Annotated in this window: 7 protein-coding genes; all 7 read right to left on the reverse strand. The window is 64.5% G+C overall.

Going from position 1 to position 12,203, the window contains the following annotated elements; translation table 11 throughout:
• Nucleotides 1-67: 67 nt before the first annotated feature.
• Nucleotides 68-3,271, reverse strand: a complete 3,204-nt coding sequence (locus NKJ28_RS06490; protein WP_352634609.1) for an efflux RND transporter permease subunit — start codon at nt 3,269-3,271, stop codon at nt 68-70.
• The gene (locus NKJ28_RS06495) at nt 3,268-4,374 is read right to left on the reverse strand and encodes an efflux RND transporter periplasmic adaptor subunit (RefSeq protein WP_352634745.1); all 1,107 of its coding nucleotides are present in this window, start codon (nt 4,372-4,374) and stop codon (nt 3,268-3,270) included. Before NKJ28_RS06495 ends, NKJ28_RS06490 begins: the two co-directional genes overlap by 4 nt.
• A gap of 627 nt (nt 4,375-5,001) precedes the next feature.
• On the reverse strand, nt 5,002-6,105 hold the full coding sequence (locus NKJ28_RS06500; RefSeq protein WP_352634611.1) for a calcium:cation antiporter: 1,104 nt from the start codon (nt 6,103-6,105) through the stop codon (nt 5,002-5,004).
• Between the two features lie 59 nt (nt 6,106-6,164).
• The gene (locus NKJ28_RS06505; protein WP_352634613.1) at nt 6,165-7,931 is read right to left on the reverse strand and encodes an AMP-binding protein; all 1,767 of its coding nucleotides are present in this window, start codon (nt 7,929-7,931) and stop codon (nt 6,165-6,167) included.
• A gap of 407 nt (nt 7,932-8,338) precedes the next feature.
• Entirely contained in the window at nt 8,339-9,040 is a 702-nt protein-coding gene (gene hisG, locus NKJ28_RS06510; RefSeq protein WP_352634615.1) for an ATP phosphoribosyltransferase, read from the reverse strand.
• Nucleotides 9,037-10,158, reverse strand: coding sequence for an ATP phosphoribosyltransferase regulatory subunit (locus NKJ28_RS06515; protein ID WP_352634617.1), 1,122 nt, complete (start codon nt 10,156-10,158; stop codon nt 9,037-9,039). Before NKJ28_RS06515 ends, hisG begins: the two co-directional genes overlap by 4 nt.
• Nucleotides 10,159-10,329: 171 nt before the next feature.
• On the reverse strand, nt 10,330-11,889 hold the full coding sequence (gene hisS / locus NKJ28_RS06520; RefSeq protein WP_352634619.1) for a histidine--tRNA ligase: 1,560 nt from the start codon (nt 11,887-11,889) through the stop codon (nt 10,330-10,332).
• Nucleotides 11,890-12,203 lie beyond the last annotated feature (314 nt).

A 12,203-nucleotide genomic window follows, 5' to 3' on the forward strand; every position in this document is an offset into this window, starting at 1 on the left:
GGCCGTTGCCGCGCCGCGCCGATTTTCTGGAGTGATAAGCCGCGCCCGACGCGGCGAATTCGTAACCCTACTCGGCGGCCGTCTCCGATGGCGCCTCTGCCGGCCCCGAAGGCTCGGCCTCGGCACGGGGCTTGCGCCGTGAAAACAGCGACCTGAGCGTGACGTAGAACACCGGCGTCAGGAACAGGCCGACGAAGGTGACGCCGAGCATGCCGGAGAATACCGCGGTGCCGAGCGACTGGCGCATTTCTGCGCCCGGGCCCGTTGCGATCATCAGCGGCACGACGCCGAGGATGAACGAGAAGGCGGTCATCAGGATCGGCCGCAGCCTGAGCCGGCAGGCTTCGACGGCAGCCTCGGCGGCCGACAGCCCGCGTTCCTGCGCCTGCCGCGCGAATTCGACGATCAGGATCGCGTTCTTGGCGGCAAGCCCGATCAGCACGATGAGGCCGATCTGCACGAGGATGTTGTTGTCCAGCCCTCGGAACGACACGCCGAGCAACGCCGCGAGCACGCCGAGCGGCACCACCAGCACAATGGCGAACGGCAGCACCCAGCTTTCATATTGCGCCGCCAGCGCCAGGAACACGAACAGCACCGACAGTCCGAAGATATAGACAGCGGCATTGCCGGTGTTGCGCTCCTGATAGGCGAGCTCGGTCCATTCATAGGAGGTACCGGCCGGCAGCGTCTTTGCCGTGATCCCTTCCATCAATGCCAGCGCGTCGCCCGTGGAAACGCCGGGCGCGGCGTTGCCCTGCAGCGGCACCGAAACGTACATGTTGTAGCGCTGGACCAGCGCCGGGCCGGTGACGTCGCGGATCTCGACCAACGTGCCGAGCGGAACCAGCGCGCCGGTCGCCGAGCGCACCTTCAGTTTCAAGATGTCGGCGCGATCGAGGCGGAACGCCTGGTCGGCCTGCGCCCGCACCTGGTAGACGCGCCCGAAAGCGTTGAAGTCGTTGACGTAGGCGGTGCCCAAATTGATCGACAGCGCCTCGAAGATGTTGGGGATCGGCACGTTCAGGATGCGCGCCTTGTCGCGATCGATCGCCAGGAAGAATTGCGGGCTCGACGCGGAGAACGTGGTGAACACGCCCGTCAGCCCCGGCGTCTTGTTGGCCTTGCCGGCGATTTCGTTGGCAAGCGCCAGGATCTGCCGCATGTCGGCGCTGTTGCGCTCCTGGATCTGCAGCTTGAAGCCGCCGGCATTGCCGACGCCGCGGATCGGCGGCGGCGGCAGTGCGATAATGAAGGCTTCCTTGATGCTTTGCAGGCTGCCGAACAGATTGCCGATGACCTGGGTCGCCGACTGGCCGGCTTTCAGTCGCTCGTCAAACGGCTTGAACCTGGCGAAGATCACGCCCGCGTTGCTGGCGTTGGTGAAGGTCGCGCCGGAGAAGCCGGCGAAGGCGACTGCGTAGTCGACGCCTGGCGTTTTCTGGATGATCTGCGACGCCTGCTGGATGACCGCATCGGTCCTCGACAGCGAAGCGCCGTCCGGCAACTGGATGACGACGATCGCATAGCCCTGGTCAAGCGACGGAATGAAACCGCGCGGCACCGACTGCACCATGTAGGCCGTGGCGTAGATGAGGGCCGCGAAAACGGCCAGCATGGCGGCGATCGTTGTCCACGAGCCGACCAGCACGCGGATGATGCTCGAATACCAATGGGCGACCCTGTCGAAGCCGCGATTGAAGCCGTCGGCGAGCGCCCGTCCGAACCGCGCCAGGAAAAAGCGCGGCGGCGCCGCCGCGGCGTGATGCGGCTTGAACAGCAGTGCGGCCAGCGCCGGCGAAAGCGTCAGCGAATTGAATGCCGAGATCGCCGTCGACACCGCGATAGTGATCGCAAACTGCAGATAGAACTGCCCAGAAATGCCGGGGATGAAGGCTGTCGGTACGAACACGGCTATCAGCACCAGCGAGATCGCGATGACGGCCGTTCCGACTTCGTCCATGGTCAGGTGCGACGCCGCATTGGGCGCCAGCCCTCTGGCGATATTGCGCTCGACGTTTTCGACCACGACGATCGCATCGTCGACGACGATGCCGATCGCCAGAACTAGGCCGAACAGCGTCAGCATGTTGAGCGAGAAGCCGGCGGCGTAAAGCACCGCCAGCGTGCCGATCAGCGACACGGGGATCGCCACGATCGGCACGATCGCCATGCGCCACGATTGCAGGAAGACGATGATGACGATGATGACCAGCAGCATCGCCTCGAGAATCGTCTTGTAGACCTCCTGGATCGACTCGGCGACGAACTCGGTCGGATTGTAGACGATGTCGTAGCTCAACCCCTTCGGGAAGTCGCGGGAAAGCTCCTTCATCTTGTCCTGGATCTCCGCGGCTGCGGCGAGCGCATTGGTGCCCGGCCGCTGGAAGATGGCGAGCGCCACCGCCGGTTTGCCGTTGAGATAGGAGTTGGTGACGTAATCCTTGGCGCCGAGCTCGATGCGCGCCACGTCCTGCAGCGAGATCAGGCGGCCGTCGTCGGTCGATTTGACGATCACGTATCGGAAGTCGCGTGCGTCGTTGAAGCGGCCTTGCGTGGTGACCGTGTACTGGAACGCCGTGCCGGTGCTGGTCGGCGGCGCGCCGATCGAGCCCCCCGACACCTGGACGTTCTGGTCGCGCAGCGCCTGCACCACATCGCCCGAGGTCATCCCCAGGGCGGACAGTTTTTCCGGATCGAGCCAGATGCGCAGCGAATATTCGCGTTCGCCGAAGATGATGAGGTCGCCGACGCCGTCTAGTCTGAGCAGTATGTCGCGCACCCGCGAGCGGGCGTAGTTCGAGACGTAGAGCTGGTCGTAGGTATTGTCGGGCGACAGCATGTGCACGACCATCATCAGGTCGGGCGAGCTCTTGGTGGTGGTGATGCCGAGGCGGCGGACTTCTTCGGGCAGGCGCGGCTCGGCGACCGACACGCGGTTCTGCACCAGCACCTGAGCCTGGTCGAGATCGGTGCCCAGCTTGAAGGTGATGGTCAGCGCCATCGCCCCGTCGCCCGACGAATAGGACGACATGTAGAGCATGCCCTCGACGCCGTTGATCTCCTGCTCGATCGGCGTTGCCACCGTCGCTGCGACCGTCTCGGCGTCGGCGCCCGGATACTGCGCGCGAACGACGATGGTCGGCGGCGCGATCTCGGGATATTGCGCGACCGGCAGCTGGGTATAAGCAATCCCGCCGAGGATCAGCAGGACGATCGAAACGACCGATGCGAAGATCGGACGGTCGACGAAGAAATGTGCGAACCTCATTGCTGCAACTCGGCGGTCTCGGCCTTGGGCGGCAACGTCACCATCTCGACCTTCACCTTGGTGCCGGGCCTGGCGTGCATCAGCCCTTTGACGATGATTGTCTCGTCGCCGGTCAGGCCCTGGCGGATGACCCGGTAGCCGTCGAGAAGCGGGCCGGTGCGCACGGGCTTCGCCGACACCATCCCGGCCTCATCCACCAGGAACACGATGCGGCGATCCTGATCGGCGCCGATCGCCTCGTCGGGCACCAGCACGCCGCTATGCGGCAGCGACCCCGGCACGTTGATGCGCCCGAACATGCCTGGCTGGAGAATGCCATCGGCGTTGGGAAACCTTGCACGCACCCGCATGGTGCCGGTCGCGTTGTCGATCCGGTTCTCGGCAAAATCGAGCTTGCCTTTGAATACCGCCTCCGCGCGGTCGGCGACGCGCACCACCACCTCGAGCCCGCCGGCGCCTTCCTGCATGCTGCCGCCGCGCTCCTTCGCGTCGCGGGCATAGCTGAAATACAGGCGCTCATCGATGTCGAAATAGAAGTCGATCGGATCGCGCGTAACGATGGTCGTCAGCAAGGTGGAATCCGGCTGCACGAGGTTGCCGACCGACACCAGCCGGCGGTCGATGCGGCCGGACAAGGGCGCCTTGATCTCGGTGAATTCCATGTTCAGGCTGGCCGTCGTCAGCGCAGCCGTCGCGCCCTGCATCTGCGCCTGCGCTGAAAGGTATTCCCGCCGGCGGTCGTCGACCGTCGCGGTTGAGATATTGCCGGTCCTGGCGAGTTCGTCGGCGCGATCCAGCTGCATCTTGGAGAATTCGAGCAGACTCTTGGCGACGTCCACTTGCGACTTGGCGGCATCATAAGCCGCCTGGTACGGACGCTCGTCGATGGTGAAGAGCAGGTCGCCCTTGTTGACCAGTGCGCCGTCCTGGAAGCTGACCTTGTCCAGATAGCCGCTGACGCGCGAACGGATGGCGACCTGGTCGACGGCTTCGAAGCGCCCGACGAACTCGTCGTCTTCGACGATTTCACGGACCACCGGCTTGGCCGCTGTCACCACGGGTAGCTGCTGGTCCTGCGCAAACGCAGTGCTGCTGAAAGCCATGCCGAGCAGGAATGCCGCCGACACGGCGGCGCGGGGAAGCCAGCCGGCCGATCGACAGGGTCGCCCGCCCGCGTCGCGATGCAATTGCCCATTCTCTGGGGTGTCCATTTGCGTCCTCGCTCGCTGGACCCGGAGGTCGGTTGATCCGCTTCTACGCTCAGGCTTTTCGTCGAGATCAGAGCACTGCAGTGTTGTGCATGGCAACATGATCATTTTCCATGTCGGCTGAAATGTCCACCCTGTGGCTGCCCCGCCACCCGCCACTGGCAACGCAGATCCACCGGGCGGTCCGGGACGCCATTGAGACGGGACGGCTAGACCCGGGAGCAGATCTTGGTCCCGTCGGGCTGAACGTCCGCAATCCTTCTTCAAACGTTAAAGCCGCCATTCCGCAATCGGCTGCAGATCGAGACGTTCAAGGCCTTGGTGCTAAGCGTCCGCCCACGGCGCAAAGGAGACAAATTGGCGCCCACCCCTCAAGCCGTCTTTGCTGTCACCACTCTCAATTCTCGACCATCGCCTCATCCGGAACTTCTGCGGCTCGCCTACTTCGCAACTCAATGCGGAAACGGATGACCGCTCGTTCGAAAACCGGTCGATAGTGGTTTGCCACCTCCCCCCCAACCCTCACGGCACAAATATCAAAAACACCCAAGTAAAAAACACCACCAGATGCACCAAGCCGGTCAAGAACGTCGTTCTCTCGGTGCTAAAGCTTACATTGCAGATGAAGAGCGCCAGAACCAAAAGCACCGTGTCGGTCGCCGGCAGCCCCAGGGTCAGGCCTCTTCCGGTCAGCAGGCTGGCGGCAGCGATTGCCGGTATTGTCAGGCCGATTGTGGCACAGGCCGAACCCATGGCGACGTTCAGGCCGCGTTGCAGCTCGTTGCTGAGTGCGGCGCGAACAGCCGAGATCGCCTCCGGCATCAGAACCAACCCGGCGATCATCGCGCCGACAATGGCGTCGGCCTGCGGCACCTGGTAGGCGACGAGCGCGTCCTCGACGCTGGCGGCGACCTGCTCGGCCAGCATGACGATGCCGATCAGCCCGATCAGCAGGAGCAGAGCGCCGGCGGCGACGCTTTCGTGAGCGTCGGTTCGCACTGCGGCGCCATGCGCTTGCCCGTCGATGAAATCGTCGCGGTGGCGGACAGTCTGCGCGAACAGAAAACCGGCATAGAGCAGCACTGAAAGGACGCTGACGAAGCCAAGTTGGGCGGCCGAAAACGTGCCGGGATCGGTGGTTCGCGTGTAGGTCGGCAGAATGAGCGTCATGACGCTCAGCGCGACCAGCACCGCCAGATAGGCGCTGGTCCCTTGGCGGACGATCGCCTGCTTGCGATGGCGCCAGCCGCCAAACGTCAGACACATGCCGACGACGCCGGTCGACGTGATCATCACCGTCGAGAACACGGATTCGCGGGCAAGCGTCGGGTTGTTCGCGCCGTGCAGCATGATGGAAACGATGATCGACACTTCGATTGCCGTCACGGCGATGGTCAGCACCAACGTGCCGTACGGCTCGCCCACCCGCCTAGCCACCGCCTCGGCGTGGTCGAGCACCACGAAAATGGTGATGAACATGATCGCGCTCGACAGCGCGCCGATGAATATCCTGGTGCCCAGCGACCCTTCGTCCACCGACACCCCGCTGGCCCTGACCGCGACCGCCATCGCCAGCGCGGCCAACGGCATGCCGTAGGAAACCGCCGATCTTGCGAAACCACTCATTCAGCCCCCTCTGCGCAAGCCCCCTGCGCACCTTGACGAAGCCCGAAGCGCGCCCCCGCTCACGCCGTCTTCTGCGTCACCAATCCCAGTTCATCGACCATCGCCTGGCGCATCAGGAATTTCTGCGGCTTGCCGGTCACCGTCATCGGCAATTCGGTGCGGAAGCGGATGTAGCGCGGGATCTTGAAATGGGCGATCTGGCCAGCGCAGAAAGCCTTGATCTCCTGCTCCGTGGTGATCTGGCCGGGCTTGAGCACGATCCAGGCGCACAGCTCCTCGCCGTATTTCGGGTCGGGAATGCCGAACACCTGCACCTCCTTGACCTTGGGGTGGCGATAGAGGAACTCCTCGACCTCGCGCGGATAGACGTTCTCGCCGCCGCGGATGACCATGTCCTTGACCCGGCCGACGATGTTGCAATAGCCCTCGGCATCGATGGTGGCGAGGTCGCCGGTGTGCATCCAGCCGTCGGCGTCGATGGCCTCGCGGGTCTTCTGCTCGTCGTCCCAATAGCCCTTCATCACGGAATAGCCGCGCGTGCAGAGCTCGCCCGGCGCGCCGACCGCGACGGTGGCGCTTTCGGCGTCGATGGCCTTGACCTCGACATGCGGATGGACGCGGCCGACGGTGGAGACGCGCTTTTCCAGGGGATCGTCGACGCTGCTCTGGAACGAGACCGGGCTGGTCTCGGTCATTCCGTAGGCGATGGTCACCTCAGCCATATGCATCAGCGACACCACCTTCTTCATCACCTCGATCGGGCATGGCGAGCCGGCCATGATGCCGGTGCGCAGGCTGGTGAGATCGAAGGAGGCGAAATCCGGATGGTCGAGCAGGCCGACGAACATGGTCGGCACGCCGTAAAGCGCGGTGCAGCGTTCCGTTGCCACCGCCTTTAGGGTGGCGCCCGCATCGAACCCCTCGCTCGGGAAAACCATGGTCGCGCCCTTGGTGACGCAGCCCATCGTGCCCATCGACATGCCGAAGCAATGATAGAGCGGCACCGGGATGCACAGCAGGTCGTCGACGGTGAGCCGGATCGCCGAGGTGACGAAATTGCCGTTGTTGACGATGTTGTTGTGGGTCAGCGTCGCGCCCTTGGGCGCGCCGGTCGTGCCGCTGGTGAACTGGATGTTGATGGCATCGTCGGGTTTCAGCCCGTCGGAGATGCGGTCGAGCCGGTCATGCTCGTCGCGCCCGGCCATCGCCAGCACGTCGGCGAAATTGAACATGCCCGGCGAATTCTCCTCGTCCATGCGGATGACTGTCTTCAGTGCCGGCAGCTTGTTGGCGTCGAGCTTGCCGGGGGTGGCCTTGGCGATCTCCGGCGCCAGCGTCTCGATCATGCCGAGATAGTCGGAGCTCTTGAATTTGGCGGCGGTGACAAGCGCCTTGCAACCGACCTTGTTCAAGGCATATTCCAGCTCGACCAACCGATAGGCCGGGTTGATGTTGACCAGGATCAGGCCGATGCGGGCGGTGGCGAATTGCGTCACCAGCCATTCCCAGCGGTTCGGCGACCAGATGCCGACGCGATCGCCTTTCTCGAGGCCGAGCGCCAGGAAGCCGGCGGCCAGCGCATCGACCGTCTCCGACAGTTCCTCCCAGGTAAAGCGCTTGTCCTGCTCGACGAAGACGGCGGCATCGAGCGTGCCGTATTTGCCGACCGTATCGGCAAACAGCGCCGGGATCGTCAGGTTGAGCAGCGGCACGCTGCGCTCGCCCGAGACATGCGCCGTGCCGTCGACCGGCGCAATGAACGAACCGCCATCGCGCTTGGAGCGCAAATTGCTGGCATTCTTCAACTCGTCGAGATTGATCGGCATCGCCGTGTCCTCCGCAGACAGAACGAGCCTATCAGCCCGGCGGGGTAGTGGAAATCCCGTCGATGGTACGGTTGGGGTTCGAACGTGAGGGATGGCGCCGAAAATAAAAAACCCGCCACGGCGGGCGGGCTTCGGGGCCAATTGGCACCATAGCGACATTAGTAGCATAGCTGCCGGCACAAAGCAAGAACAAAATTGCTGTACGTCAAGAAAATCGCTTCAGGTCGGTGCCAGCGGCCAAGCTGCCAATCTCCCTCCTTGAGGGGGAGATGGCCGGCAGGCCAGAGGGGGTCGTCTCGCGTGGAGCACCTGCCTGTTCTGTCCGTTAGGAGAGTCGCGTCAAGACGTACCGACCCCCTCTGTCGCCTTCGGCGACATCTCCCCCTCAAGGGGGGAGATTGGCGACGTCAGCCTGAATTCACCGATGCCATCCTTGCCGCAATATCGCGCAACACCGCCTCGTCGGCCGCCTCGCGCTGCTTCCGCGACGCGACGAGGCAGGCCTGCGAGCGCAGGATGACGCCGTCGGCCAGCACCTTGAGATGGTTGGCGCGCAGCGTCGCGCCTGACGTGGTGATGTCGACGACGATATCGGCCAATCCGGCTGCCGGCGCGCCTTCGGTGGCGCCGAGGCTTTCGACGATGCGGTAGACCTGGATGCCGTGCTTTTGCGAAAAGAACTGCTGGGTCAGGCGCCAGTATTTGGTGGCGATCCTGAGCCGGCGGCCGTGGCGCTGGCGGAAATCGGCGGCGACGTCGTCGAGGTCGGCCATGGTGTCGACATCGAGCCAGATGTCGGGCACGGCGACGACGACATCGGCATTGCCGAAACCGAGGCGGGCGATGATTTCGGCGCGCGCCTCGCAATCGGCGAGGTTTTCGCGCAAAAGGTCCTCGCCGGTGATGCCGAGATCGACCGAGCCCTGGCCGATTTCGCCTGATATCTCCGAGGCCGACAGGAACGCTATCTCGACGCCGTCAAGGCCGTCGATGCGGGCGCGATATTTGCGCTCGTCGCCGGGCAGGCTGACGGCAAGCCCGGCCTTGGCCAGCACCTCCAGCGCCTGCTCCTTGAGCCGGCCCTTCGACGGCAGCGCCAGCGTGATCATGGCGCCGTCTCCCGCAGCACCTCGATGCGGTCGAGCCAGACGGAAAAACCGACGCCGGGGATCGGCGTTTTGGCGCCGAGCAGCGTCAGCAGCCGGTCGTAGCGGCCACCACCGGCGAGCGGCCGGTCGCCATCCTGCGCCGCGATCTCGAAGACGAGGCCGGTGTAGTAGTCGAGCGGCCGGCCGAAGGCGGCGTCGTAGCTGATTTCAGACATCGGCAGGCCGAGGGCTTCGATGGCCGCGGCGCGGGCCGCAAAATTCTCCAGCGCAGCCCCCAGTGAAAGCCCGGCATCGGCTGCAAAACGTTCGAGCGCTCCGGCGGCGCTGTCGAGCGGCACGTCGATGGCCAGGAAACTCTTTAGTGCCGCGAATGCCTCGTTCGACAGCCGTACGCTGCGCAGTTCGGCTTTCTCGATCAGGCGCCGCGCAATCTCGGACGGCGAACGCCCGGCCGTTGCCGACAGGCCGGCCTCTTCCATGCCGCCGGCGATATGCGCCGAAAGACCGTCGAGATCGCCGTCGAGGACAAGCGCGGCGACCACGCCGGCAAGCTGGCTGTTGCGCGGCGGATTGGCGAGGTCGGCAAGCGCCGCCTCCAGCATCGGCGCCGAGCCGAAGGCGCGCGCCAGCCGCATGCGCCAGCCGCGCGGCAGGCCAAGGGCGGCCAGCACCGCCTCGAAAATGGTCTGGTCGCCGAGCGTCACCGCCAGCTCCCGGCCGGGCAGCACCAGCGAAAGCAGCGCATGCGCATCGGCCAGCGAACGGGCGTCGGCGGCGGCCGTGTCGCCGTCGCCGAGGTCCTCGATGCCGGCCTGGAAGAACTCGTTGCCGCCCTCGCGGCGCTGGCGAAACACCTCGCCGAGATAGGAATAGCGGCGCGGCGTGCCGGCCTGGCTGGTAATGTGGTCGAGGCAGACCGGAATGGTGAATTCCGGCCGCAGGCAAAGCGTCTGCCCGGTCTCGCTCTCGGTGAGAAAGATACGGCGCCGCAAATCCTCGCCAGCCATGTCGAGGAACGGATCGGCCGGCTGCAGCACGGCAACCTCGACCGCATGGGTGTTGCGCGCGGCGAAGAGCTTGGTGATGTCGGATGCGATGGCGGGGTAGCGGGAGGTCATAAAACGCCACCTTCCCTTCTCCCCCTGTGGGAGAAGGTGGATTGGCGCGACGCGCCAAGACGGATGAGGGGTGCCGGAAGAAATGAGGCGTCGGCGTTCCCTGGAACACCCCTCATCCGACCGAGCTTCGCTCGGCCACCTTCTCCCACAAGGGGAGAAGGAAGCGGCGCCCTACTTGCCACGCGCCCGCTCCTCGGCCTGCGCCGCCAGTATCTTCTTCACTTCGGCAACCAGCTCACTCTCCACCACGGTCACCTGCGCCGGTCGTGCGGCGCGCCATTCGGCGTTGTCGGCGATCTCGGCCGACATTTTCGCGCCTTCGATCAGATCCTTGATCTGCACCTCGCCTTTGGCGCGCTCGTCGCCGCCCTGGATGACGGCGACCGGGCTGCCGCGACGGTCGGCATATTTCAGCTGCGCCTTCATGCCGGCGCCGCCGAGGTACATTTCCGAGCGGATGCCGGCGGCGCGCAGCTCGGCCACCATCTTCTGGTAGCGGCCGAGGCTTTCCGTATCCTTGTCCATGGTCAGCACGACGACCGGCGCGATGACATCGGAAGTATCGAGCTTGCCGAGGTTCTTCAGCGCCGTCATCAGCCGCGAGACACCGATGGAAAAACCGGTCGCCGGCACCGGCTCGCCGCGAAAGCGCGAGACGAGACCGTCATAACGGCCGCCGCCGCCAACCGAGCCGAAGCGCACGATCTGGCCGTCCTCGTTGGGGATCTCGGCCAGCAGCTCGGCCTCGTAGACCGGGCCGGTGTAATATTCGAGGCCACGCACGACGGAGGGATCGATGCGAATGCGATCCTCACCGTAGCCGCTTTGTGCGACCATGGTTCTTATCTGCTCCAACTCTGCAAGACCCTCAACAAACGAGGCATTCGTTATGCCGAGATGTTCGAGTTTCCTTTCCTCGACAAGATTGCTGAGCCCTGGGGTGATAGATCCCAGTGTCTGGACAATTTGTTCGGGATCATGCTGCGCCATGACCGTGAAATAGCTGATCACAACATCGATTTGAGCGTTACCCAGCCCGGCACCCTTGGTAAAATCACCGCTCTCGTCCTTGCGCCCGGCGCCCAAAAGCAGACGAACCCCCTCGACGCCCAGCTTGTCCAGCTTGTCGATCGCCCGCAGCACCTGCAGCCGGCGGCCAGCGTTCTCGTCGCCGCCGAGGCCGATCGCCTCCAGCACGCCGTCGAGCACCTTGCGATTGTTGACGCGGATGACGTAGTCGCCGCGCTTGATGCCGAGCGCCTCCATCACGTCGGCCATCATCATCGCCATCTCGGCATCGGCCGCGACACCCGGCGTGCCTACCGTGTCGGCGTCGAACTGCATGAACTGGCGGAAGCGGCCGGGGCCCGGCTTCTCGTTGCGGAACACCCAGCCGGAGCGATAGCTGCGATAGGGTTTCGGCAGGCGCTCGAAATTCTCGGCGACAAAGCGCGCCATCGGCGCGGTCAGGTCGTAGCGCAGCGACAGCCACTGGTCGTCATCGTCCTGGAACGAGAACACGCCCTCGTTCGGCCGGTCCTGGTCGGGCAGGAATTTGCCGAGCGCATCTGTGTATTCGATCAGCGGCTGGTCGACCGGCTCGAAACCGTAGAGCTCAAAGACCGAGCGGATCGTCGCCATCATCTTCTCGACGGCGCGGAGATCGTCGGCGCCGCGGTCGACAAAGCCGCGCGGCAGGCGCGCTTTCATCTTTTCGGATTTGTCGGCCATGGGATGGGTACTCGGTGTTTCGTGGCGCTTCCGGGGATCGGTTAAATGACCGATTTCCACGGCGCGGGTGTCCTAACCGATGCAGCCGGGAGCGGCAAGGGTTTGCGCCTCTCCTTCTCCCCTTGTGGGAGAAGGTGGCCGAGCGAAGCTCGGTCGGATGAGGGGTGTTCCAGCTTGGCTATGACGGCACTCCGTCCAACACCCCTCATCCGGCTCGGCGCTGCGCGCCGATCCACCTTCTCCCACAAGGGGAGAAGGAAAGGCGAAAAAGAAGCTGAAACAATTGCGCCATGCGCGCGGCATCGTGCCGACAC

Source organism: Mesorhizobium sp. M0145, assembly GCF_040322355.1.
Taxonomy (GTDB): domain Bacteria; phylum Pseudomonadota; class Alphaproteobacteria; order Rhizobiales; family Rhizobiaceae; genus Mesorhizobium.

Bases quoted from the DNA above. Each gene is read 5' to 3' on its own strand.
- NKJ28_RS06490 (WP_352634609.1), bottom strand. From the start codon at position 3,271: ATGAGGTTCGCACATTTCTTCGTCGACCGTCCGATCTTCGCATCGGTC.
- NKJ28_RS06495 (WP_352634745.1), bottom strand. From the start codon at position 4,374: ATGGCTTTCAGCAGCACTGCGTTTGCGCAGGACCAGCAGCTACCCGTG.
- NKJ28_RS06500 (WP_352634611.1), bottom strand. From the start codon at position 6,105: ATGAGTGGTTTCGCAAGATCGGCGGTTTCCTACGGCATGCCGTTGGCC.
- NKJ28_RS06505 (WP_352634613.1), bottom strand. From the start codon at position 7,931: ATGCCGATCAATCTCGACGAGTTGAAGAATGCCAGCAATTTGCGCTCC.
- hisG (WP_352634615.1), bottom strand. From the start codon at position 9,040: ATGATCACGCTGGCGCTGCCGTCGAAGGGCCGGCTCAAGGAGCAGGCG.
- NKJ28_RS06515 (WP_352634617.1), bottom strand. From the start codon at position 10,158: ATGACCTCCCGCTACCCCGCCATCGCATCCGACATCACCAAGCTCTTC.
- hisS (WP_352634619.1), bottom strand. From the start codon at position 11,889: ATGGCCGACAAATCCGAAAAGATGAAAGCGCGCCTGCCGCGCGGCTTT.